The sequence below is a fragment of the Achromobacter sp. Marseille-Q4962 genome (assembly GCF_943737005.1).
Lineage (GTDB): Bacteria > Pseudomonadota > Gammaproteobacteria > Burkholderiales > Burkholderiaceae_B > Achromobacter.
This window is the reverse complement of record NZ_CALSFU010000019.1, coordinates 68,842-90,917: the sequence shown is the minus strand read 5'-3', so window position 1 is coordinate 90,917 and position 22,076 is coordinate 68,842. Positions and strand designations below refer to the sequence as shown.

Genomic DNA, 22,076 nt, shown 5'->3' with positions numbered 1-22,076 from the left:
CTTCCCCCACCCCATCCCATACCCCTTAAACTCCTCTCCAAAACCACAACGACACCGGAGGAGCGAGATGCGCATTCTGCTGGTCGAGGACAACCTCGACCTGGGCGACGCCGTGGAAAGCAAGCTGCGCCGCGCCGGCCACAGCGTGCAATGGCTGCGCGACGGCTCGGAGGCGCTGCGCTGGGCGCTGGACGAAGACTGGGACGCGCTGGTGCTGGACATCAATCTGCCCGGCAAGGACGGCTTCACCCTGATCCGCGAACTGCGCGCCGCCGGCATGGACGCGCCCGTGCTGGTCGTGACCGCGCGCGCCGAAATCGAAGACAAGATCGACATGCTGGACCTGGGCGCCGACGACTACCTGGTCAAGCCCTTCGATCTGCGCGAACTCGAGGCGCGGCTGCGCGCCTTGCTGCGCCGCCCGGCCGGCCAGACCAGCAGCGTGGCGGTCTACGGCAACCTGAGCCTGGACCTGGCCGCGCGCACCGCCAGCATCGGCGCGCAGCACGTGGACCTGGGCCGCCGTGAGTTCCGGCTGCTCGAAATCCTGCTCGGCCGGCAGGGCCAGACCGTGGCCAAGGAGCGCCTCATGAACCAGCTCTTCGACCTGGACGACGGCTCGCTCAACGCGCTGGAACTGCTGATCTCCCGCCTGCGCAAGAAGCTGGCGGGCAGCACCGTGGACATCATTACCGTGCGCGGCGTCGGCTATCAGGCGCGCAGCCATGAGCCGGGCTGAATCCTTCTCCATCCGGCGGCGCGTCTTCGCGCTGGGGGTGGCGCTGCTGGCCTGCGCGCTGGCGGCCACGGTGTTCTTCCTGCACGACTATGCGCGCCGGGCCGCCGAACAGGCGTTCGACCGGCTGCTGGCGGCGTCCGCGCTCACCATCGCCGGCTCGGTGCAGATCGAGGACAACTCCATTACCGTGGAACCGCCGGTTTCCTCGCTGGCCATGCTCTCGGGCAGCGAGCGGGTGTTCTACGAGGCGCGCGCCTCCAACGGCAGCCTCATCACGGGCTATGGCGACCTGGCGCCCGGCCTGCCGCTGGCGCAATCGGCCACGCCGGTGTTCGCCTACCTGCGCTATCACGACGAACCGGTGCGCGTGGCCACGGTGGGCCGCCTGGTGTCGGCCAGCCGGCACGCGGGCTGGGTGACGGTGCGCGTGGCCGAGACCCTGGGCTCGCGCCAGGCGCTGGCCGGGGAGATTCTGCAGCGCAGCCTGCTGCCGCTGGTGGGGCTGGCGCTGGTGGCGCTGGGCCTGCTGTGGTTCGGCGTGCAGCGCGCATTCGCGCCGCTGGCGGGGGTGGAGCGCGAGCTGCGCCGCCGCGCGCCCGACGACCTGGCGCCGCTGGCGGCGCCCGTGCCGCGCGAAGTGCGGCGGCTGGTGGAGGCGCTCAACGCCTTCATGCAACGGCTGGCCGGCATGATGGACACGCTCAACACCCTGGTGGCCGACGCGGCGCACCAGGTCCGCACGCCGCTCGCGTCGCTGCGGGCGCAGGCGGAAGTGGCGCTGGAAGAAACCGATGCGGACCGCCTGCACGAGCGCGTGGCGCGCATTCACCAGAACGCCACCCACGCCAGCCAGCTCATCAACCAGCTCCTGATGGACGCCACCATCACGCACCGGCTGGGCAAGGGCGCGCGCACGCTCGTGGGCGTGGCCGAGACGATCAACGAGGCGCGCCGCCACATCGGCCCGCTGGACGCGCAGCGGCTGCGCATCGCCATCGCGCCCGAGGTGCGCCGCGCCCGCGTCGCCGGCGACCGGGTGGCGCTGCGCGAGATGCTGCGCAACCTGGTGGACAACGCGCTGCGCTACGCGCCGGACGGGCCGGTGGACATCCAGGCCACGCCCGTGGCGGGCGGCCGCGTGGCGCTCACGGTGTCCGACCGAGGCCCGGGCATCGCCGACGACGAGAAAGACGCGGTGCAGCAGCGTTTCGCGCGCGGGCGCGCCGGGCAGGCGCAGCCGGGTTCCGGACTGGGCCTGGCCATCGTGCGCTCGGTGGCGGCGGCGCATGGCGGCGCGCTGTGGCTGCAGGACCGCCCCGGCGGCGGGCTGTCGGCTCGGGTGATCCTGCCGCTGGCGCGGCGCCAGGCGGGCCGCTCGCTGGCGGCCGGCGCGGCGCTGGCGTTGGCGCTGGCCGCCGGCCTTTCGACGCCCGCGCCGGCGCGGGCGGCCGGCGGGGCGGCCGGGCCGGTCACGGAGTACCCCGCGCCGCAGCCCTCGGCGCGCAGGCTGGTCGTGGCCGGCCCCACCGATACCCCGGTGGTGGCGCCGCTGATCCTGGGCTTCCAGGCGCAGCACCCCGACGTGTCGGTGCAGTACCGCGAGATGGGCAGCCGCGAGCTCTACGAGGCGGCCGTCGCCGGCCGGCTCGAAGACGTGGACGTGCTGATGAGCTCGGCGTCCGACCTGCAGATCCGGCTGGCCAACGACGGCTACGCGCAAAGCTACGCCTCGCCGATGGCGGCGCGGCTGCCTTCCTGGGCCGTGTGGCGCCACGAAGTATATGGTTTCACTTTCGAGCCGGCCGTGATCGTCTACAACCCGCGCCGCTACACCGAAGACACCGTGCCGCGCTCGCGCCAGGATCTGCTGCGCAGCCTGGAACAGGATCAGGTCCGGCTGCATGGACGCGTCGGCACCTATGACATCGCTACCAGCAGCGTGGGCTACCTGATGGCCGAGCAGGACGAGCTGGTGTCCTCCAATTTCTGGGGGCTGGCCAATGCCTTCGGCAAGGTCGGCGTGCGCCTGTCGGCCACCAGCGCCGAGATCCTGGACGCCATCGAGCGCGACGAGCTCGACCTGGGCTACAACGTCCTGGGTTCCTACGCGCTGTCGCGCCAGGCCGCGGGCGCGCGCATCGGCGTGGTGTTTCCGCAGGACTATGTGCTGGTGCTGGCGCGCTCGGTGCTCATCGCCCGCCATGCGCCGCATCCGCAACTGGCGCACGCGCTGGTGGACTGGCTGCTCTCGCCCGCCGGGCAGCAGGTGGCGTCCAGCCACGCCGCGCTGGGCTCCATCATGGAAGACACGCCCGGCCGCTGGACCTCGGAGGCGGTGCTGGCCCGCTCGCAAGGCATCGTGCAGCCCGTGGTGCTGAGCCCGGCCCTGCTCGTCGGCCTGGACCAGCGCCGGCATTCGCGCTTCGTGCAGAACTGGATCCGGCTGGTTACGGATACGCCGAGGTAGGCCCCCCAGCGCCTTCGGCGCCCGACTTGGCGGGGCGGAGTCCGTTTTTTCCGGGAAGGGATTGCGGGATTTCCCCTAGGAGAGGAATGCGGGATGACAGGACGGCGACAGACGGGGGCTCCTAAGATGGCTGGCAAGCGGGCCGCGAGCGTCCGCCACTGACCCTATTCGGAGACGAGATCCATGCTTGCCCATTCCAGACTGGCGGCCGCCTGCGCCGCCGCATTCGCCCTTGCCGCCGGCGCCGCCTATGCGCAACCAGTGCCCGCCGGCTATCCTGCCGATTATCAGAAGATCATCGACGGCGCCAAGAAAGAAGGCAAGGTCGTCATCTACTCGACCACCGACACCAAGGCGGCCGGCCCCATCATCCAGGGCTTCGAGGCCATGTACCCCGGCATCAAGGTCGAGTACAACGACATGAACAGCACCGAGCTGTACAACCGCTACATCAGCGAGCAGGCCGCCGGCGGCGGCAGCGGCGACGTGGTGTGGAGCTCGTCCATGGATTCGGCGCTGAAGCTGGCCACCGACTACTCGCTGCAGTACAAGTCGCCCGAAACGCCGAAGCTGCCGGCCTGGTCCGTCTGGAAGGAACGCGCCTACGGCACCACCTACGAACCCGCGGTGTTCATCTATAACAAGCGCCTGATCCCGCAGAACGAGGTGCCGACCACCCACGAGGCGCTGGGCAAGCTCATCGCCAGCCAGCCGGACAAGTTCAAGAACAAGGTCACCACCTACGACATCGAGAAGTCTGCCGTGGGCTTCATGCTGGCGGTGCAGGACAAGGCCAACGATCCCCACTACTTCGACACGCTCAAGAACGTCGCCAAGGGCGGCCTGGTGGTGCAGTCTTCCACCGGCACCATGATGGAGCGCGTATCCTCGGGCGAGAACCTGGTGGGCTACAACATCCTGGGCTCCTATGCCGAGACGCGGGCCAAGAAAGACCCCTCGCTGGGCGTTTCCTATCCCACGGACTACACGCTGGTGCTGTCGCGCGTGGCCTTCATCAGCAAGAAGGCCAAGAACAAGAACGCCGCCAAGCTCTGGATGGATTACCTGCTCTCCAGGAAGGGCCAGGAAATCATGGCCAACCAGGCCGACCTCGCTTCGGTGCGCGACGACATCGAGGGCGACAACGACGTGGACGGCATGACCAAGAAGCTGGGCAAGGCGCTCAAGCCGATTCCCGTGAACGAATCGCTGCTGGAGTACCTGGAGCAGAACAAGCGCCTGGAATTCATCAAGCAGTGGCGCGCGGCCGCAGGCAAGTGATACGCCCCGCGCCGGCGTGGGGCAGGCAGGCCCGCCCGGTGCAAGGGGGGCGGGGCCGGCGGCCCCGCCCCGGCGCGATTTACCCAGACCACAGGATTTCCCATGCAGTCCATGCGCAGAAAATGGCAGTCGCTGCCGCGCGGCGTGGTGGTGCTGATCGCGGCGCTGGCGATCTACGCGCCGCTGTCGTTCATCATCATCCAGAGCTTTCTGTCGGCGCCGTTCTTCCAGCCGTCCAAGAGCTTCGGCCTGGACGCGTTCCGCTTCATCTTCGCGGACCCCGATTTCTACAAGGCGCTCAGGAGCGGCTTCATCCTGGCTTTCGGGCTGGCCGCCATCGCCATCCCGCTGGGCGGCATGCTGGCCTTTCTCATGATCCGCACCGACCTGCCCGGACGGCGCTGGATCGAGCCGCTGATCCTGGTGCCCGTATTCGTCTCGCCCATGGTGCTGGGCTTCGGCTACGTGGTGGCCGCGGGGCCGGTGGGCTTTTTCTCGACCTGGGTGCAGAGCGTGCTGGGCTTCGTGCCCTGGAACGTCTACTCGCTGGCCAGCATCGTCATCATCGCCGGCCTCACGCACGTGCCTCACGCATACCTTTATATTTCGTCGGCGCTGCGCAGCATGGGCTCCGACGTGGAAGAGGCCGCGCGCGTCTCGGGCGCGTCGCCGCTGCGCGTCATGGTGTCGGTCAGCCTGCCCATGGTGCGCCCGGCCATGCTGTACGCCACGGTGCTGCTGTTCTTCCTCGGGCTGGAAGTGTTCGGCCTGGTGCTCGTGCTGGGCGACCCGGAAGGCAACCTGGTGCTGGCCACCTATCTGTACAAACTGACCAACAAGCTGGGCATTCCCTCGTATCACCTGATGGCCGCCGTCGCGGTGGTGCTGATCTGCATGACCGTGCCGCTCGTCATGCTGCAGCGCCGGCTGATGCGCACCGCCAACCGCTTCGTCACGGTCAAGGGCAAGGCGTCGCGCGCCCGCCCGCTGCCGCTGGGCAAGTGGCGCTGGGCGGCCGGCGCGGTGGTGGGCCTGTGGCTGCTGGTGGCCGTGGTGGTGCCCCTGCTGGGCGTGCTGCTGCGGGCCTTCGTGTCCAACTGGGGCATGGGCGTATCGCTCTGGGATGTGCTCTCGCTGGATGCGTTCCGCAATGTGTTCGCCCAGCCCAACCTGATCCGCGCCATCGTCAACTCGGTGGCCATCGGCGTGTTCGGCGGCGCGCTGGCCGTGCTCTGCTACCTGTTCGTCGGGCTGGCCATGCACCGCAAGCAGGACAACGTGACGCGCTTTCTCGATTACAGCGTGCTGGTGCCGCGCGCCGTGCCCGGGCTGCTGGCGGGCCTGGCCTTCCTGTGGGTGTTCCTGTTCGTGCCGATGTGGCTGGACAACGCTCTGGACGTGGACGAAGGCGGCTGGCTCTCGGCCCTGCCTTTTGCCGAGTGGCTGCGCGACAACGTCGTGGAATGGCTGCGCGCGGTGCGCAGCACCATCTTCAGCGTCTGGCTGGCCTACACGGTGGTCTGGATGGCCTACGGCCTGCGCCTGATCTCCTCCACCCTGCTGCAGGTGGGGCCCGAGCTGGAAGAGGCGGCCCGCAGCGCCGGCGCGCGCAGCGGCCAGGTCACGCGGCATGTGACCGTGCCGCTGGCCAAATACGGGCTGATCGGGTCGTGGCTGCTGATGTTCCTGATCTTCGAGCGCGAATATTCGACCGGTGTGTACCTGCTGTCGCCCGGCACCGAGACTATCGGCTCCATGCTGGTGTCGCTGTGGGCCTCGGGCGCCATCGACATCGTGGCCGCGCTTTCCTTCATCAATATCGTTCTGGTCGTGATCGGCCTGGGCATTGCCCTGCGATTCGGAGTCAAACTTCATGATTGAGCTTTCCGTCGAAGACCTGCACCTGGATTACGGCGACAACCCCGTGCTCAAGGGCGTGTCGATGCAGTTGCGCCAGGGCGAGGTGGTTTCCCTGCTGGGGCCGTCGGGCAGCGGCAAGACCACGCTGCTGCGCGCCGTGGCGGGCCTGGAGGCCCCCAAGCGCGGGCGCATCGCCATCGGCGAGCGCACCGTCTACGACGGCGCGGCCGGCCGCGAAGTGCCCGCCGAGGACCGCAACCTGGGCCTGGTGTTCCAGTCGTACGCGCTCTGGCCGCACAAGACCGTGTTCGACAACGTGGCCTATCCGCTCAGGCTGCGCAAGACGCCCTCGTCCGAAGTGCGCGAGCGCGTGCAGAACGTGCTGAACCAGCTCGGCCTGGGCGCGCTGGGCGCGCGCCATCCGCACCAGCTCTCGGGCGGCCAGCAGCAGCGCGTGGCCATCGGCCGCGCCCTGGTCTACAGCCCCCCCGTCATCCTGCTGGACGAGCCCCTCTCCAACCTGGACGCCAAGCTGCGCGAGGAAGCGCGCGCCTTCCTGCGCGAGCTCATCATCCGCCTGGGCCTGTCCGCGCTCATGGTGACGCACGACCAGAGCGAGGCCATGGCCATATCCGACCGCATCCTGCTCCTGAACAACGGGAAGATCGAGCAGCAGGGCACGCCGCAGGAAATGTACGGCTCGCCCGCCACCCTGTTCACGGCCGAGTTCATGGGCAGCAACAACCGCCTGGACGGCCGGGTCGCCGAAGTGCGCGACGGCCGCGCCCGCATCGAGGGCGCGGGCTGGGCGCTGTGGGGCCGGGCCAGCGCCGGCGTGGTCGCGGGCCAGGACGCCACCGCCGTGATCCGGGTGGAGCAGGTGAGGCTGGCCGACGACCCTGACGGCAACCACCTCGACATGCCGCTGCTGACCAGCATGTACCTGGGCGACCGCTGGGAATACCTGTTCCGCACGCCCGGCGACGACCTGGCGCGCTCCCTGGCCCTGCGCGCCTACGGCGCGGAAGGCCGCGAGCCGGGTCCCTGCCGGCTGGCGCTGCCGGCCGACAAGGTGTGGGTGTTCCCGCGCGAGACGGCCGCCCGCTGACAAGGACGGCCGCCGTTGCGGGCGGAGCTGTTACAGAGTCCGCGTCCGCGCGCGGCGCGAAGGGAGTCGCTCTACAATGCGTCTCGTGCGTATCCATGCTGACACTCCCTCCGCGCTGGGCGCCTGCCTGCGGTGGCTGGGCGAGCCCGCCCAGCACTACCTGCGTATCGGCCTGGCGATCTCGCTGCTGGTGCACGCCGCTGCGCTGGCGTGGCGCTTTGGCGCGCCCGCGTGGCAGCGGCCGCCGGCCGCCGGCCTGGAGGTGGTGCTGCTGAACGCGCGCAGCGAAACGCCCCCCGATGCCCCCCGCGTCATCGCGCAGAACGCCATGACGGGCGGCGGCAACGCCTCGCAGGGGATGGCTTCCACGCCGCTGCCCCGCACCGGCCAGTCTGCCGAAACCATCGTGCTGGAAGCCACGCGCCAGCGCCAGATGCAGCTCGAAGCCGAACAGGCGCGCCTCATGACCCAGCTGCGTTCGGCCGACAAGGCGGGCGTGGAGCGGCCGGCGGTCAATCCCTGGCCCGAGGGCAGCGAGCCCGGCAACGACGCGCAGGACCAGGCCAGCGTGATCCAGAACGCCCAGGTCGCCGCGCTGGCCGCCCGCGTGCGGCAATACAGCGCCGAGCCGCGCAAGCAGTTCGTCGCCCCGTCCGCCGAGGCGTCGCGCTATGCCGCCTACCTGGACGCCTGGCGCAGCCGCATCGAAGCCATCGGCACGCGCAACTATCCCGACGAGGCCCGGGGACGCATCTACGGCTCGCTGCGCATCACCGTCACCGTGCGCAGCGACGGCAGCATCGGCGGCGTCGAGATCGACCAGCCCTCGCCGCACGCGGTGCTCAACCAGGCGGCGCGGCGCATCGTACAACTGGCCGCCCCCTTCCCGCCCTTCCCGCCCGACATCGCGCGCGACACCGACGAGCTGGTCATCACCCGCACCTGGCATTTCATCAACGACACTCTGGAAACCGAAGCCCCATGACCGAGGCGTCCCCTCCCGCCCGCTATGCCGTCATCGGCAACCCCATCGCGCACAGCCGCTCGCCTCAGATCCACGAGATGTTCTCCCGCCAGACCGGCCGGCCGCTGCGCTACGAGCGCCTGCTGGCTCCGGTGGACGGCTTTGCCGCGGCGGCGGCCGCCTTCGCGGCGGAAGGCGGCCAGGGCATGAACGTGACGGTGCCTTTCAAGCAAGAGGCGTACAGGCTTTGCGGCGCGCGGCTGTCCGACCGGGCGCGGCTGGCCGGGGCGGTCAACACCCTGACCTGGCGCGGCGGCGCCTGGCACGGCTGCAATACCGACGGCGTGGGGCTGGTAGGCGACCTGCTGCGGCTCGGCGTCGCCCTCGACGGCGCCTCGGTGCTGCTGGTGGGCGCGGGCGGCGCGGCGCGCGGCGTGCTGCTGCCGCTGGCGCAGGCGGGCTGCGCGCGCATCCGCATCGTCAACCGCACCGCGGCGCGCGCGGCGGAGCTGGCGGCCGCCTGGGCGGCCGCGGATGCCGGACTTTTCACCGAAGTGAGCGCGGGCGGCCTGGACGACGCCGCCCGGCCCGGCGGCTGGAACCTGGTCATCAACGCCACGGCCAGCGGCCTGCAGGATGCGGCCCCCGGGCTGCCCGGCGGGCTGTACGCGCCCGGCGCGGCGGCCTACGACATGATGTACGGGGCCCGGCCCACCCCCTTCATGCGGCAGGCCGAGGCCGACGGCGCGGCGCTGGCCGCCGACGGCCTGGGCATGCTGGTGGGCCAGGCCGCCGAGAGCTTCCACATCTGGCACGGCGTGCGGCCCGACCCCGCGCCGGTCCTGGCGGCGCTGCGCGAGGCGCTGGCGTCGGGGCGCTGAGGCATGGCGCCGCGCGCCAGGGGGCGGTCCGCCAGGGGCGGGCGCTCGTGGTTCCGCATCGTCACCGGCCTGCTGATGGCGCTGGCCTGCGCCGTGCTGCTCTACCAGTTCTGGCTGTTCGCCCAGGTAGTCTGGTACCGCTACCAGGATCCGGGCAGCAGCGCCATCATGCGCGAGGAGCTGTCGCGCCTGCGCGAAACCAATCCCGCCATCCAGCTGAAGTACCAGTGGGTGCCCTACGACCGGATCAGCGACAACCTCAAGCGCGCCGTGGTCGCCTCGGAAGACTCCAACTTCATCGAGCACGACGGCGTGGAATGGGACGCCATCCGCAAGGCCTGGGAGTACAACCAGCGCCAGGAGGCCAAGGGCAGCGGCAAGGTGCGCGGCGGCTCCACCATCACCCAGCAGCTCGCCAAGAACCTGTTCCTGTCCAGCTCCCGCAGCTACCTGCGCAAAGGACAGGAGCTGGTGCTGACCTACATGCTGGAACACGTCATGACCAAGGAGCGCATCCTGGAGCTGTACCTGAACGTGGCCGAATGGGGCGAAGGCGTCTTCGGCGCCGAGGCGGCGGCGCAGCATTATTACAAGATGCCCGCGTCCCGGCTGGGCGCCAGCCAGGCCGCCCGCCTGGCCGCCATGCTGCCCAACCCGCGCTTCTACGACAGCCACCGCAACACCCGCTACCTGAATTCCCGCGTCTCCACGCTCACCCGGCGCATGCGGCTGGTGGAGATTCCCTGAGCGGCGCCGGCCCGGCGGGCGGCGAATGTCCGCCCGGATTTGTTAAGCTTTCACGTTTAGGCGTTACCCCTCACTTTCATGCGCACCGCACGCCGCTACCTCGCCCGCGAGATCTATCGCTCCTGCGCAGTGGTCCTCACCGCCCTGCTGGGCCTTTTCACGTTCTTCGCGCTGGTGGACGACCTCGACAACGTGGGCGACAAGTTCACGATGACGGCGCTCTTCTACCTGCAGGCGCTGGCCGTGCCCACCCGGCTGTACGACCTGCTGCCCATCGGGCTGCTGATCGGCGCCATCCTGGCCCTGGCGGGCCTGGCGCAGCGCAACGAGCTGGTGATCCTGCGCGTGTCGGGCGTGAGCGGCATGAAGCTGCTGCGCATGCTGTGGATCATCACCATCCCCCTCATGATCGGGGCGGCTCTGCTGTCGGAATACGTCACGCCCTGGGCGGAAATGAAATCCGGCGAGGCCAACCTGCTGCTGCGGGGCAAGGCCGGCGGCGAACGCCTGGAAAGCGGCTACTGGTTCAAGGAACCCACGCCCAACGGCGGCACGCGCATCATCAACATCGCCGAGCTCAAGGGCGACGGCGAGGTGGGCGCCATCTCGCTGTACGAATTCAAGAAAGACCTGACCCTGAGCGCCATGTCCACCGCCCCCAGCGGCGTGTTCGCCCATGGCGACCTGGTGCTCAAGAACGTGGTCGAAACGCGGCTGGACGACCAGGCTGCCGACGCCCTGGCCGACGCGCGCCCGCCCAAGCATCCGCCGGCCAGCGTCGTGCGTCTGCCCGAACGCACCATCGACACCACCCTCAGCCCCGAGCGCCTCATCGCGCGGGTGCTCACGCCCGAGCGCATGTCGCTGGCCACGCTGCTCGACTATGTGGATTACCTGCGCAACAACCAGCTCCAGTACGGTCGACAGATCGTCGCCTTGTGGCGCAAACTGGCGTATCCGTTCACGCTGCTGGTCATGATCACCATCGCCGCGCCCATCGGCCTCATGCAGACCCGGCGCGGCGGCGTGGGCGCCAAGGTGTTCATGGGCATTCTGCTCGGGGTGGGCTTCTTCATGCTCAACCAGCTGGCCCTGAACGTGGGCATGCTGGGCAAGTGGCCGCCCTGGTTCACCGCGCTCGGCCCCAACATCGGCGCCATGATCGTCGCGCTAGGCGCCATGTCGTACATGGAGTACCGGCACACCATCAGCCGCTTCGTTCAACAACGCTGGCCCTGGAGCAAGAGTCCCGCATGAACGGCAGTATCTGGATGATCGGCGACGTGCAGGGCTGCTGCTCGCCGCTGGATCGCTTGCTGTCCCATCCCGACCTGGTCGGCGATCCCGACTCGCGCTTCTGGTTCGCGGGCGACCTGGTGAACCGGGGGCCGCAGTCCCTGGCCACCCTGCGCCGCATCATCGACCTGGGCGAGCGCGCCACGGCGGTGCTCGGCAATCACGACCTGCACCTGCTGGCCGCCGCGGCCGGCGTGCGCAAGCCGTCCAAGTCCGACACGCTGGACGAGATCCTGCGCGCGCCCGACGCCGCCGACCTGATCGACTGGCTGCGCTGGCGGCCGCTGGCCCATTTCGAGCAGAACCACCTGCTGGTGCATGCCGGCACGCTGGCCAAATGGGACGTGGCCAAGACGCTGTCCCTGGCCGGCGAGGTGCAGGACGCCCTGCGCGGGCCGAACTGGCAGAAGGCGCTGCAGAAGATGTATGGCAACGAGCCCGCGTCCTGGAAAGAAGACCACAAGGGCGGCAAGCGCATGCGCGTCATCATCAACGCGCTCACCCGCATCCGCCTGTGCACGCCCAACGGCCACATGGAATTCGCCACCAAGGTCGCGCCCGGCGCCTGGCCGCCCAACCTCGTGCCCTGGTTCGACGTGCCCAACCGCGCCACGCGCGACATCACCACGGTGTTCGGGCACTGGTCCACGCTGGGCCTGCTCATCCGGCCCGATGTCATCTGCCTGGACACGGGCTGCGTCTGGGGCGGCTCGCTCACGGCGCTGCGGCTGCAGGACCGCAAGCTGGTGCAGGTGCGCTGCGCGCAGGAACAGGACCCGCTGGCGGATTCCTAGGGCCCGCGCACCCTGGGGCAGACTCCCCCTAAAGCGCCGACCGGATGGCGTCGCGCGCCTGGTGCGACAGCTCCAGGCGGGTGGGCAGGCTGCCGTCCGGATGGCGCGCGGGCAGCGGCGGCAGAAACACCGCCTCCACCGACAGGCCCGTGGCGCCGAGCACGCGCCAGAGGTTCATGACCAGCGTCTCCTCGCCCACGAACGCGGCAAAGCCGCTGCGCTTGCCGTGATGGAGGAACCGCAGCGCCACCGGCTGGATTTCCACGGCCGCGGCGCGGGCCGGCTCGAAAAGACTGGCATGGAAGGGACGCAGCTCCATCCCCTCGGTCGTGGTGCCCTCCGGAAACAGCCCCACCGCGTCGCCCTGCCGGAAGCGCGCCTGCATGGATTCGCCCATGGCGTGCACGGCATGGCGCTGGCCCCGCTCGATGAAGAGCGTGCCCGCGCCGGCCACGAGCCAGCCGATCACCGGCCAGCTGCGTATCTCGCTCTTGGCGACGAACGCGGTGGCGCGCGCCGAATTCAGCACGAAGATGTCGATCCAGGACACGTGGTTGGCCACCATCAGCACGGGGCCCCGCAGGCGCGGCGTGCCCTTCAGCACGACGCGCAGCCCGCAGAAGGCCATGAGGCAGCGCGACCAGTTGCGGTTCAGCCACGCCCGCGCGCGCGGGCCGATCAGCGGATAGATCAGGCCCACGCACAGCAGGCCGAAGGCGATCCAGGGCAGGACGAGAACGAGCCGGAGAACGAAGCGCAGCAACTTCAAGCAGGAGTCTCCCAGGCCATGCGGCCACCGACCACGGTGGCGCGTACGCGGCCGGGCAGCATCATACCCGCGAACGGGCCGGCTTCGCTGCCGGCCTGCGGCCCGCCCGGCGCCATCCACTCGGCGTCCAGATCGACCAGGCAGAGGTCCGCCGGATCGCCCTCGCCCAGGCTGCCGGCCGGCGCCTGCGCGGGCGCCGCGGCGCGCAGCACCGCCGCGGGGGCCGATGTCAGGCGCGCGAGCGCCTGGACCAGCGGCACCCCCGCATCGCGCGCCCACTTCAGCACGAACGACAGCAGCAGCTCCAGTCCGGGCGCGCCGGGCGCGGCGTCCGGAAACGGCGCATCCTTGTCGGTGCGCGGGAGCTGGGTATGGTCCGAGCAGGCGGCGTCGGCCACGCCCTCGGCCAGCGCGCGGCGGATGGCCTCGCGGTCGCGCTGGCCGCGCAGCGGCGGCTGGACGCGGAAACCCGTGTCGAAGAAGCCGACGTCCAGATCGGTGTAATGCAGGGCGCGGGCCGCGACGTCGCAGGTAAGCGGCAGGCCCTCGGCCCGCGCCGCGCGCGCCAGCGCCAGGCCCGCCGCGCTGGACAGGCGCGCCAGATGCACGCGCGCGCCCGTGGCGCGCTGCAATTCGAGAATCGTGTGCACCGCAATGGTTTCGGCCTGCTCGGGCAGGCCGGACAGGCCGAGCCGGTCGGCGTAGGGCCCGGCCGCCATGCAGGCGCCCCGCGCCAGCCAGGGATCCTGCGGGCGCAGCCACAGCGTGAGGCCCAGCCCGGCCGCATAGCGCATCGCGCCCCACAGCACGCGCGTGTCGGCCATGCCCTCCTCGCCCTGCGAGAACGCCACGCAACCCGCCTCGGCAAGCAGGCCCAATTCGGCGAGCATGTCGCCGCGCAGCCCCAGGGTCAGCGCGCCCAGGAACAGCACGCGCGGCTGGCCGGGCGCGTTCTGGGCGGCCAGGGCGCGCACCTTGGCGGGATCGTCCAGCGGGGCCTGGGGCGCCACCGGCAGCACGAGCGTGGTCACGCCCCCGGCGAGCGCGGACGCCAGGGCGTGCGCATCCAGCGCGGGCGCCTCCGCGCCGGGCCGCGCCGCCCGCGCGCCCAGGTCGATGAGGCCGGGCAGCACGGCCAGGCCCGCGGCGTCGAGCACGCGGTCGGCCCGAAAGCCCGGCGGCGGCGCGCCGACCGCCGCCACGCGGCCGTCGCTCAGGTAGAGATCGTGCCGGCCGTCGATCCCGCGCGCGGGATCGATCAGGCGGCCGTTCGCGATATGCAGTCTCATGCCGCCTCCGCCAGCAGGCCCAGCGCGGCCCGCCGCAGCGCCTGCTCGTCGCGCGCGATTTCCTCGTGCAGCAGGGGCAGGGCCGCGGCGGCGTCGGCCTCCACTTCGAGGCCGGGCGTGAGCGGGCCGGCCGGCAGCAGCAGCGCGCCCGGCGCAGCCTGCCGCAGCATGCCGGCGGAAAGGCCCCAGAAATGCGCGTACTCGCGCGCCGAAGGCAGCCACGCGCCGTTCACGCGCTCGATGTCCAGCGGCAGCGCGACCACGGCGTCGGCGCCGGCGAGCGCGCTGCCGCGGTCGGGGCAGACGCGCACGCCCAGCTGGGCCGCGCCTTCGGGCAGCAGCGTGCCCGGCCCGGCGGCGCGCAGCTCGGGCACGCCCAGCGTGGTGAGCGCATGCGCCAGCGAGCGGCCCACGGCCGAATGCCTCAGGTCGCCCACCAGGGCAACGGTCAGGTTGAAGAGTTCGGGCCGGCGCCGGCGCAGCGCCCGCGCCAGCGCCAGGGCTGGCAGCGGATCGGCGTGCGCGCCGTCGCCCGCGTTGAGCACGCGCAGCCCTGGCGCCGCATAGCGCCGCACGCAATCCGCCGCGCCGCTGCTGGCATGGCGCAGCACCAGGATGCCGGGCGGCAGCGCCGATGCCGCCCTCGCCAGTCCGGCCGACGCGTCCAGCGGCTTGGCGGCCAGGCCCAGGTCGCGCGCCGCGCCGGCATAGGCCGCGCGCAGCGCGTCGGCGGCCGGCGGCAGGCAGAGATGGACGCGGACGCCCACGGCAGGGCCGGACAGCGGAGCCGGCGGCGCGTCGGCCGCTTCGAGCAGGCGTTCGAGCAGCCGGCGCGGCATGCCCTCGGTGTCCAGCAGGTGCAGCAGTTCGCCGCGGCGGTCGAGTTGCGGATTGAACATGGGAAGGGAACCGGCCGCCTCAGGCGGGCAAGGCGTCCAGGTAGCGTTGGAGGATGACGGCCGCGGCCATGGCATCGTCGGGCGCGTTCGTGCCCAGCAGGCGCTGCGCCTCCATGCTGGAGCCGCGCTCGTCCACCAGCTCGACGCTGACGCCGAAGCGTCCGTGCAGTTGATTGGCGAAGCGCCGGCAGCGCGCGGTGGCCGGCTGCTCGCCGCCGTCGGCGTCCAGGGCCAGCCCCACCACGACCCGCTGCGGCTGCCATTCTTCGAGCAGCGCCGCGATGCGGCCGAAGCGCACGTCGCGCACCTCGCTGAATATGATTTCCAGCGGGCGCGCCTGGCGGGTCAGCGTGTTGCCGACCGCGATGCCGATTTTCTTCTCGCCGAAGTCGAAGGCCAGCAGCGTCTCTTCAGGCATGGCCCGCGTCGCCGGCCAGCATCACCGGATCGATGCCCAGCAGCTTGAGCGCGGCGGGGTAGCGGTCTTCGGGGGGCACGTCGAAAATGATGTGGGCGTCGGCGCCTACGCTCAGCCAGGCGTTCTGGGCCATTTCGCTTTCGAGCTGCCCCGCGCCCCAGCCGGCATAGCCCAGCGTGACCAGCAGGCGCGACGGGCCGTTGCCCTCGGCCACGGCCTGCAGCACGTCGCGCGAGGTGGTGAGGGCCATGTCGCCCAGCTTGATGCTGGAGTTGTATTCGCCGGGCGGCTCGTGCAGCACGAAACCACGGTCGGTCTGGACCGGCCCGCCGAAAAACACCATGGTGTCCTTGACCGGGCCGATTTCCAGCTCGAGGTCGATGCGCTCGAACAGCGTGCCCAGCGTGAGATCCGTGGGCCGGTTGATGACGAGGCCGAGGGCGCCGCGCTCGGTGTGCTCGCAGATATAGATGACCGAACCCGCCAGGCTGCCGCCGACCATGCCGGGCATGGCGATCAGGAACTGGTTGGCGAAATTGGCCGATTGCGTGGTGGCGTCTTCGTGGTGAGTTTCCGTCATGGCGACCCCTTGAGTGGGTAGTCCGTGGAACCGCGGGCGCCCGCCCCGGCGGGCGGACGTCCGTGCCTGAAGGCGGGGGACATGCGCGCCGGCCCGCGTTGCGGGTCCGGCACGAGCCCATCTTACGAGCCCTGGCGGAATCCGGTCGCGCCGTGTATCAGATTTCCATCAATTCGAAATCTTCTTTCCGGGCGCCGCATTCGGGACAGACCCAATTCGGGGGCACGTCCTCCCAGCGAGTGCCGGGAGGAATACCCTCGTCGGGCAGGCCGGCTTCCTCATCGTAAACCCAGCCACAAATCAGACACATCCAAGTTCGCATAGTTCTCTCTTCACATCTCGTGGCCGCCCGGGCCCGGCTGCGCCAGGAGCCGGCTGCGGCGGCGTCTATCCATTAGAATGGGGACAATCTTACCGAAACCCAATAGGGGTTCCCCTGATACATCGCAATCGCCGGTGCATCCTGGGCCCCCGCCAATGTACGCTGTCCCAAGTGGCTCCCCTTACTCCCCCTCTCGTTCTGGTATTCGGTCCCGTGGATCCGTCGGGCGCCGACGGCCTGCCGGCCGACGCCGTCACCTGTGCCCGCCTCGGCTGCCATGCCGTCGGCGCGGTGACCGCGCTCACCGTACAGGATACCGCCGGCATCGAAGACATCCACCCGGTTTCGCCGGAACTGCTGGACGACCAGGCGCGCTGCCTGCTCGAAGACATGCCGGTGCAGGCCATCAAGATGGGCGGACTATACACCGCCGAGACGGCCAGCGTGGCCGCGCAGATCGCCGCGGACTACAGCCAGGTTCCCCTGGTGCTGCACCTGGGCCAGCGCGCCCGGCCGCCGGCCGACGCGGTGGCCGAAGACGAGGCCGGCGACCTGCTGGCCGCCACGCTCGAACTCGTGCTGCCTCAGACGGACCTGCTGGTCATCGAGCACCTGCGCCTGGCGCAGTGGCAGGCCGATGGCGACATCGACATCGGCGAAGCCCCCACCCCCATGCACGCGCTGCTGTCGGCGGGCGCGCAATGGGTGCTGGCGCTGGGCAGCCCGCAGCGTCCCGGCCATTACGCCAACCTGCTGCTCGGCCCCGGCGGCCAGACCCACACCCTGCCCTGGCAGGCGCCGCCCGACCGCAACAGCGACACGGGCGGCGTGGCCGCCGCCGCCATCGCCGCCCTGCTCGCGCGCGGCCTGGACATGCCCGAAGCCGTGCGCCAGGGCCTCGCGCATGCCGAGTCCTGCGTGGCGGCCAGCTTCCTGCCCGGCATGGGCCGCCGCATTCCCAACCGGATTTCCGCGCCATGAAAGCCCTGCGCTTCCCCGCCGGCCTGTACGGCGTGACCCCCGAATGGGACGACACCGAACGCCTGCTGCGCGCCGTGCGCGAAGCCGCCGCGGGCGGCATGCGCGCGCTGCAACTGCGCCGCAAGAACGCTGCCCGCGAAGTGCGCGCGGCCCAGGCGCGCGCGCTGGCGCCCCTGTGCCGCGAGCTGGGCCTGGTGTTCCTCGTCAACGACGACTGGCGCCTGGCGCTGGAAGTCGGCGCCGACGGCGCCCACGTGGGCCGCGACGACGAGCCGCTGGCGCGCGTGCGCGCCGAGGCGGGCCCCGATCTCATCATCGGCGTATCCTGCTATGACGAACTGGCGCGCGGCCGCCTCATGCTGGAAGGCGGGGCCGATTACATTGCCTTCGGCGCAATGTTCCCCTCGCGGGTCAAGCCCGACACGGTCCGCGCGCCGCTCGAGGTGCTGACCCAGGCGCGCGCCCTGGCCGACGCCCGCCCGGCGCCGCGGCCGGCCATCGTCGCCATCGGCGGCATCACGCCGGCCAACGCGCCGCTGCTGGCGCAGGCCGGCGCCGACGCCGCCGCCGTCATCACCAGCCTGTTCGAGGCGCCCGACATCCGGGCCGCCGCCGCGGCGTGCAGCGCCGCCTTTTCCGCAACCCCCAACCACCAGCCCTGACCGCCATGTCCCGTAACGCCCAGCTTTTCGAACGCGCCTGCCGCAGCATCCCCGGCGGCGTCAACTCGCCCGTGCGCGCCTTCCGTTCCGTGGGCGGCACGCCGCGCTTCATCAAGCGCGCGCAGGGCCCCTACGTCTGGGACGCCGAAGACCGCCAGTACATCGACTACGTGGGGTCCTGGGGGCCGGCCATCCTGGGCCATTCGCACCCCGAGGTGGTGCGCGCGGTGCAGGAAGCGGCCGTGCACGGGCTGTCGTTCGGCGCGCCCACCGAGGCCGAGATCGAGCTGGCCGAAACCCTGATCGCCCGCCTGCCCTCGCTGGAGCTGGTGCGCCTGGTCAGCTCGGGCACCGAAGCCACCATGACGGCCATCCGCCTGGCGCGGGGCGCCACGGGCCGCGCCAAGATCGTGAAGTTCGAAGGCTGCTACCACGGCCACTCCGACAGCCTGCTGGTCAAGGCCGGCTCCGGCCTGCTGACCTTCGGCAACCCCAGCTCGGCAGGCGTGCCGCCCGAGTTCGTCTCGCACACCCTCACGCTGGAATACAACAACCTGGAAGCCGTGCGCCAGGCCTTCGCCCGGCACGGCTCGGACATCGCCTGCGTCATCGTCGAGCCGGTGGCCGGCAACATGAACCTCATCAAGCCTGCGGCGGGCTTCCTGGAAGGACTGCGCGAACTCTGCACGCAACACGGCGCGCTGCTCATCTTCGACGAAGTCATGACGGGCTTTCGCGTGGGGCCGCGGGGCGTGCAGGGCCTGACCGGCATCACACCCGACCTCACCACGCTGGCCAAGGTGATCGGCGGCGGCATGCCGGTGGGCGCCTTCGGCGGCCGCGCCGACATCATGAAGCACATCGCGCCGCTGGGCGGCGTCTACCAGGCTGGCACGCTGTCGGGCAACCCCGTGGCCGTGGCCGCCGGCCTGGCCACCCTGCGCCTGATCGACGAACCCGGCTTCTACGACCGGCTCTCGGCCCAGACCGCCAAGCTGGCGCAGGGCCTGCAGGAGCGCGCCCGCAAGGCCGGCGTGCCGTTCTCGGCCGATTCCGTGGGCGGCATGTTCGGGCTGTATTTCAGCGAGGCCGTGCCCACATCGTTCGCCGAAGTGTCGGCCTGCGACACCAAGGCCTTCAACCGCTTTTTCCACGCCATGCTGGACGAAGGCGTGCATTTCGCGCCCTCGGCCTTCGAGGCGGGCTTCGTGTCGGCCACCCACGACGACGCGGTCATCCAGTCCACGCTGGACATCGCGGAAAAGGTGTTCGCCTCGCTGTAGGGTCCGCAAGGCCGGGCGCGGGCATCACTGCGTCCGGTATTGCTCGTAGAGCGCGATGACGTCTTTCACGTACTGCTGGGTTTCGGCATAGGGCGGCACGGCGTCGTACTTGCGCACCGCCCCCTCGCCCGCGTTGTAGGCGGCCAGCGCCAGGTCCAGCCGGCCCGGGTACTGGTCGATCAGCCGCCGCAGGTGGCGCGAGCCGGCCCGCACATTGGTGGCCGGGTCCACCAGGGCCTTTTCCACGTCGGCCACGCCGAGCAGCGCCGCGGCCGTGGCCGGCATGAGCTGCATCAGGCCCAGCGCGCCCTTGGGCGAGCGCGCGTCGCTGCGGAATCCCGACTCGATGGCGATGACGGCCGTGAGCAAGGCCCGGTCCACGCCGGAATCCCTGGCCGCGCGGTCGATCAGCCCGTCGTGCGCGGGCGGCGGCTTGAGATCTCCCAGGCGCAGCGCGCGCGAAGCGGGACGCGCGGCCGCCACGGCGCTGGCGCCGTCGCCCGGCTGCGGTTCGCAGGTCACGCACAGCTCCACCGCCGCGCCCCTGCCGGCGGCCAGGCGAGCCCTGGCCTGCCCCCTCTTGTACAGCTTGGCGTAGCCGTTGGGCACCTTCATCGAGCGCCAGACGCCCGAAGGGTCCTTGTAGCGGTAGATTTCGGCCGCCTGAGCCGCGCCGGCGGGTGTGAGGACCGCTGCGACGGCCAGTCCCGACAGCATCGCCGCCAGGGCCGCCGCGCCCGCGCCGCGCGCCGCGAGGACGCGCAAGGCCGGGGACGTGGAGGTGGGCGGACAGGTCATGCTGGCGGGGCTCCGTAAACGCGTGGCAGGGCTCAGGCGAGCTCCCATGCTGCCGTCCGCGGGCCGGTTTGTCGCTCCGTCCGATGCCGTAGTGCGGCCGTCCGTTCGTAATATCCCTTCCTGTCTGTTCGCAACGGTTTGCGTTAATATATGACGTTATATTTCGTACAATTACTAAAAACTGGACCCGGCCAGACCGGACAGGAGAGGGAAACATGCAGGCCGACAGCGTGCTCCAACTATTGGCCGATGCCGACACCGGCCAGTTGACCGCCGTATATACCCCTCCCCCCGAGTGCGCTGCCCCGCCGGCCGACGCGGCCGGGGACGGCGTCCAGAACGGAGACGGCGCGCAGGCCCCGGCCGCGCTGCCCGCCTGGGACCAGATCGCCGCGCTGGCCGAAACGCGCGGCATCGGCCGCGAGGCGCTGGACGACGGCGCCATCGCCGCCTTCATCGGACAGTGCCGCGAAGCCGCCGGGCCCGTGCAGGCCGTGGTGGGCCGGATCGAGGACGGCGCATTCGAGCTCGAGATGGACGCGGCGCGCATGAGCGTGCTGCTCACCCTCACGCCGCCCAAGGGCGGCAAGCCCGTCACATTGGAAGACCTGCGCGCCGCCCTGGCCGCCCAGGGCATCGTGCACGGCGTGCAGGACGCCGCGCTGGCCGCCGCGCTGCTCGAAGGGCGCTGCGAGGCGGTGGAAATCGCGCGCGGCACCCCGCCCACGCCCGGCACGCCCACCCGCTTTGAAAGCCTGCTCGACCGCCTCAAGCCCCGCGCCAAGGAAATCGACGAGCTGGCCCAGGTGGACTACCGCGAGCTGGGCAGCCTGCTGCTGGTGTCGCCGGGCACGCTGCTGATGCAGCGCCACCCGCCGCTGCCCGGCATCGACGGCCGCAACGTGCTGGGCGAGCCGGTGCTGCCGGCCGAGCCGCCCGACATTCCCTACGCGCGCGACCTGGCGGGCGTCGCCCTGGACCCGGAAAACCCGCTGCTGCTGCGCGCCGCGATCGCCGGCACGCCCAAGCTGGTCGCCCATGGCGTGCAGGTCAACCCCATGGTCGAGGTCGATGCCGTGGACCTGTCCACGGGCAATATCAACTTCCAGGGCTCGCTGCTGGTGCGCGGCGACATCGCCGCCACCATGGAAGTGCGGGTGACGGGCGACGTGGAAGTGCACGGCGCCATCGAAGCCGCTCTGGTCGAGGCCGGCGGCAACGTCTCGGTGCGCGGCGGCATCATCGGCATGGCCGATACGGCGCCCGTGGGCAAGGAGGCGTCGCGCAACGCCCACATCGTCTGCGGCCAGTCGCTCAAGGCGAAATTCATCGAAAACGCCATCATCAGCGCCGGCGCCGATGTCCTGGTGGAACGCGAAATCCGCCAGAGCAGCATCGCCGCCGGCGGCAGCGTGACGGTGGGGCCGCCCAACTCCCAGCAGAGCGCCATCACCGGCGGGCAGACACGCGCGCTGCACGCGATCCGAGCCGGCACCATCGGCTCGCCGGCGGGCATTCCCACCCTGGTGCAGGCCGGCCTGGACCCGCATGCCGACCTCAAGCGCGGCGCGCTGGTGCAACGGCGCGCCCGAATGAACGAAGAAAAGGCCAAGCTGGAGCAACTGCTGATGTTCCTGCAGAAACACCCGGAACGCGCCCAGGGCGACGTGCTCGAGCGCGCCCGCAACACCCACACCCGGCTCAGCGCCGACCTGCTGCAGCTGGACCAGGACGAAGCCCAGCTCGCGCGCGACCTGCAGCCCCTGCAGACCGCCACCATCGGCGCCGCCCGCCGCTTCTGCGGCGGCGTGACCCTGCAGCTCGGCAACAAGGTGCAGCAGTTCCTCGAAGACCAGATCGGCGGCAAGGCCGGCCTGGAAGAAGGCGAGATCGTGATCCGCTAGCGCCGCGGGCGGGCAGCGCGCTCCCCGCGCGGAC

The 22,076-nt window shown here is 70.9% G+C and carries 21 protein-coding genes; 14 read left to right on the top strand and 7 right to left on the bottom strand.

The genetic code is table 11. The annotated features are described in order from the left end of the window. Positions 1–67 precede the first annotated feature (67 nt). The 10 genes from NGJ44_RS17390 (at position 68) to NGJ44_RS17345 (ending at position 12,137) form a co-directional block, all read left to right on the top strand. Positions 68–739 (top strand): response regulator transcription factor, encoded by a 672-nt coding sequence (locus NGJ44_RS17390; RefSeq protein WP_053246718.1) that lies wholly within the window; start codon positions 68–70, stop codon positions 737–739. After that, positions 726–3,206 (top strand): sensor histidine kinase, encoded by a 2,481-nt coding sequence (locus tag NGJ44_RS17385; protein ID WP_251864713.1) that lies wholly within the window; start codon positions 726–728, stop codon positions 3,204–3,206. Before NGJ44_RS17390 ends, NGJ44_RS17385 begins: the two co-directional genes overlap by 14 nt. Positions 3,207–3,389: 183 nt before the next feature. After that, on the top strand, positions 3,390–4,487 hold the full coding sequence (locus NGJ44_RS17380) for an ABC transporter substrate-binding protein (protein ID WP_251864712.1): 1,098 nt from the start codon (positions 3,390–3,392) through the stop codon (positions 4,485–4,487). A 102-nt stretch (positions 4,488–4,589) separates the two neighbouring features. After that, the gene (locus NGJ44_RS17375) at positions 4,590–6,368 is read left to right on the top strand and encodes an ABC transporter permease (protein WP_053246456.1); all 1,779 of its coding nucleotides are present in this window, start codon (positions 4,590–4,592) and stop codon (positions 6,366–6,368) included. Further along, positions 6,361–7,455: an ABC transporter ATP-binding protein gene (locus NGJ44_RS17370; protein WP_251864711.1), complete on the top strand. Its 1,095-nt coding sequence runs from the start codon at positions 6,361–6,363 to the stop codon at positions 7,453–7,455. The genes NGJ44_RS17375 and NGJ44_RS17370 overlap by 8 nt, the downstream gene beginning before the upstream one ends. A gap of 76 nt (positions 7,456–7,531) precedes the next feature. After that, on the top strand, positions 7,532–8,440 hold the full coding sequence (locus tag NGJ44_RS17365) for a TonB family protein (protein ID WP_251864710.1): 909 nt from the start codon (positions 7,532–7,534) through the stop codon (positions 8,438–8,440). Further along, the gene (aroE, locus tag NGJ44_RS17360) at positions 8,437–9,300 is read left to right on the top strand and encodes a shikimate dehydrogenase (protein WP_251864709.1); all 864 of its coding nucleotides are present in this window, start codon (positions 8,437–8,439) and stop codon (positions 9,298–9,300) included. Before NGJ44_RS17365 ends, aroE begins: the two co-directional genes overlap by 4 nt. Positions 9,301–9,303: 3 nt before the next feature. After that, positions 9,304–10,047: a monofunctional biosynthetic peptidoglycan transglycosylase gene (mtgA, locus tag NGJ44_RS17355; RefSeq protein WP_251864708.1), complete on the top strand. Its 744-nt coding sequence runs from the start codon at positions 9,304–9,306 to the stop codon at positions 10,045–10,047. A 78-nt stretch (positions 10,048–10,125) separates the two neighbouring features. Continuing rightward, positions 10,126–11,304 carry an LPS export ABC transporter permease LptG gene (lptG, locus tag NGJ44_RS17350; RefSeq protein ID WP_251864707.1) on the top strand — a complete coding sequence of 393 codons (1,179 nt, stop codon included), beginning with the start codon at positions 10,126–10,128 and terminating at the stop codon, positions 11,302–11,304. Beyond that, entirely contained in the window at positions 11,301–12,137 is an 837-nt protein-coding gene (locus NGJ44_RS17345) for a symmetrical bis(5'-nucleosyl)-tetraphosphatase (protein ID WP_251864706.1), read from the top strand. The genes lptG and NGJ44_RS17345 overlap by 4 nt, the downstream gene beginning before the upstream one ends. Positions 12,138–12,165: 28 nt before the next feature. Here the strand turns inward: NGJ44_RS17345 and NGJ44_RS17340 are convergent, their stop codons facing one another. From NGJ44_RS17340 to NGJ44_RS17315, 6 genes are all read right to left on the bottom strand, one after another. Continuing rightward, positions 12,166–12,906: a lysophospholipid acyltransferase family protein gene (locus NGJ44_RS17340; RefSeq protein ID WP_053246727.1), complete on the bottom strand. Its 741-nt coding sequence runs from the start codon at positions 12,904–12,906 to the stop codon at positions 12,166–12,168. Then, positions 12,903–14,195, bottom strand: a complete 1,293-nt coding sequence (locus tag NGJ44_RS17335) for a dihydroorotase (RefSeq protein ID WP_251864705.1) — start codon at positions 14,193–14,195, stop codon at positions 12,903–12,905. The genes NGJ44_RS17340 and NGJ44_RS17335 overlap by 4 nt, the downstream gene beginning before the upstream one ends. Next, a complete protein-coding gene (locus NGJ44_RS17330) occupies positions 14,192–15,094 on the bottom strand; it encodes an aspartate carbamoyltransferase (protein ID WP_251864704.1) in 903 nt (300 codons plus the stop codon). The genes NGJ44_RS17335 and NGJ44_RS17330 overlap by 4 nt, the downstream gene beginning before the upstream one ends. A 19-nt stretch (positions 15,095–15,113) precedes the next feature. After that, on the bottom strand, positions 15,114–15,512 hold the full coding sequence (gene ruvX / locus NGJ44_RS17325; protein ID WP_251864703.1) for a Holliday junction resolvase RuvX: 399 nt from the start codon (positions 15,510–15,512) through the stop codon (positions 15,114–15,116). Continuing rightward, on the bottom strand, positions 15,505–16,092 hold the full coding sequence (locus tag NGJ44_RS17320; protein WP_251864702.1) for a YqgE/AlgH family protein: 588 nt from the start codon (positions 16,090–16,092) through the stop codon (positions 15,505–15,507). Before NGJ44_RS17320 ends, ruvX begins: the two co-directional genes overlap by 8 nt. A 157-nt stretch (positions 16,093–16,249) precedes the next feature. Further along, positions 16,250–16,414: a rubredoxin gene (locus tag NGJ44_RS17315; RefSeq protein WP_251864701.1), complete on the bottom strand. Its 165-nt coding sequence runs from the start codon at positions 16,412–16,414 to the stop codon at positions 16,250–16,252. A gap of 138 nt (positions 16,415–16,552) precedes the next feature. Here NGJ44_RS17315 and NGJ44_RS17310 point away from each other — a divergent pair, with 138 nt between their 5' ends. From NGJ44_RS17310 to hemL, 3 genes are read left to right on the top strand one after another with little or no spacing between them, the layout of a single operon-like run. Then, complete coding sequence (locus tag NGJ44_RS17310) at positions 16,553–17,395, top strand: hydroxymethylpyrimidine/phosphomethylpyrimidine kinase (protein ID WP_353506963.1); 843 nt, start codon at positions 16,553–16,555, stop codon at positions 17,393–17,395. Next, complete coding sequence (thiE, locus tag NGJ44_RS17305) at positions 17,392–18,057, top strand: thiamine phosphate synthase (RefSeq protein WP_251864700.1); 666 nt, start codon at positions 17,392–17,394, stop codon at positions 18,055–18,057. Before NGJ44_RS17310 ends, thiE begins: the two co-directional genes overlap by 4 nt. A 5-nt stretch (positions 18,058–18,062) precedes the next feature. Then, positions 18,063–19,340: a glutamate-1-semialdehyde 2,1-aminomutase gene (gene hemL, locus NGJ44_RS17300; protein ID WP_251864699.1), complete on the top strand. Its 1,278-nt coding sequence runs from the start codon at positions 18,063–18,065 to the stop codon at positions 19,338–19,340. Between the two features lie 24 nt (positions 19,341–19,364). Here the strand turns inward: hemL and NGJ44_RS17295 are convergent, their stop codons facing one another. Next, positions 19,365–20,138, bottom strand: a complete 774-nt coding sequence (locus NGJ44_RS17295; RefSeq protein ID WP_251864698.1) for a lytic transglycosylase domain-containing protein — start codon at positions 20,136–20,138, stop codon at positions 19,365–19,367. A 215-nt stretch (positions 20,139–20,353) separates the two neighbouring features. On the opposite strand from NGJ44_RS17295, the gene NGJ44_RS17290 reads away from it, so the two are divergent. Further along, positions 20,354–22,042, top strand: a complete 1,689-nt coding sequence (locus NGJ44_RS17290; protein WP_251864697.1) for a flagellar assembly protein A — start codon at positions 20,354–20,356, stop codon at positions 22,040–22,042. Positions 22,043–22,076 lie beyond the last annotated feature (34 nt).

What these genes read in the sequence shown, in the direction of transcription:
- NGJ44_RS17390 (WP_053246718.1), top strand. Translation starts at nt 68, where the DNA reads ATGCGCATTCTGCTGGTCGAGGACAACCTCGACCTGGGCGACGCCGTG.
- NGJ44_RS17385 (WP_251864713.1), top strand. Translation starts at nt 726, where the DNA reads ATGAGCCGGGCTGAATCCTTCTCCATCCGGCGGCGCGTCTTCGCGCTG.
- NGJ44_RS17380 (WP_251864712.1), top strand. Translation starts at nt 3,390, where the DNA reads ATGCTTGCCCATTCCAGACTGGCGGCCGCCTGCGCCGCCGCATTCGCC.
- NGJ44_RS17375 (WP_053246456.1), top strand. Translation starts at nt 4,590, where the DNA reads ATGCAGTCCATGCGCAGAAAATGGCAGTCGCTGCCGCGCGGCGTGGTG.
- NGJ44_RS17370 (WP_251864711.1), top strand. Translation starts at nt 6,361, where the DNA reads ATGATTGAGCTTTCCGTCGAAGACCTGCACCTGGATTACGGCGACAAC.
- NGJ44_RS17365 (WP_251864710.1), top strand. Translation starts at nt 7,532, where the DNA reads ATGCGTCTCGTGCGTATCCATGCTGACACTCCCTCCGCGCTGGGCGCC.
- aroE (WP_251864709.1), top strand. Translation starts at nt 8,437, where the DNA reads ATGACCGAGGCGTCCCCTCCCGCCCGCTATGCCGTCATCGGCAACCCC.
- mtgA (WP_251864708.1), top strand. Translation starts at nt 9,304, where the DNA reads ATGGCGCCGCGCGCCAGGGGGCGGTCCGCCAGGGGCGGGCGCTCGTGG.
- lptG (WP_251864707.1), top strand. Translation starts at nt 10,126, where the DNA reads ATGCGCACCGCACGCCGCTACCTCGCCCGCGAGATCTATCGCTCCTGC.
- NGJ44_RS17345 (WP_251864706.1), top strand. Translation starts at nt 11,301, where the DNA reads ATGAACGGCAGTATCTGGATGATCGGCGACGTGCAGGGCTGCTGCTCG.
- NGJ44_RS17335 (WP_251864705.1), bottom strand. Translation starts at nt 14,195, where the DNA reads ATGAGACTGCATATCGCGAACGGCCGCCTGATCGATCCCGCGCGCGGG.
- NGJ44_RS17330 (WP_251864704.1), bottom strand. Translation starts at nt 15,094, where the DNA reads ATGTTCAATCCGCAACTCGACCGCCGCGGCGAACTGCTGCACCTGCTG.
- ruvX (WP_251864703.1), bottom strand. Translation starts at nt 15,512, where the DNA reads ATGCCTGAAGAGACGCTGCTGGCCTTCGACTTCGGCGAGAAGAAAATC.
- NGJ44_RS17320 (WP_251864702.1), bottom strand. Translation starts at nt 16,092, where the DNA reads ATGACGGAAACTCACCACGAAGACGCCACCACGCAATCGGCCAATTTC.
- NGJ44_RS17315 (WP_251864701.1), bottom strand. Translation starts at nt 16,414, where the DNA reads ATGCGAACTTGGATGTGTCTGATTTGTGGCTGGGTTTACGATGAGGAA.
- thiE (WP_251864700.1), top strand. Translation starts at nt 17,392, where the DNA reads ATGAAAGCCCTGCGCTTCCCCGCCGGCCTGTACGGCGTGACCCCCGAA.
- hemL (WP_251864699.1), top strand. Translation starts at nt 18,063, where the DNA reads ATGTCCCGTAACGCCCAGCTTTTCGAACGCGCCTGCCGCAGCATCCCC.
- NGJ44_RS17295 (WP_251864698.1), bottom strand. Translation starts at nt 20,138, where the DNA reads ATGACCTGTCCGCCCACCTCCACGTCCCCGGCCTTGCGCGTCCTCGCG.
- NGJ44_RS17290 (WP_251864697.1), top strand. Translation starts at nt 20,354, where the DNA reads ATGCAGGCCGACAGCGTGCTCCAACTATTGGCCGATGCCGACACCGGC.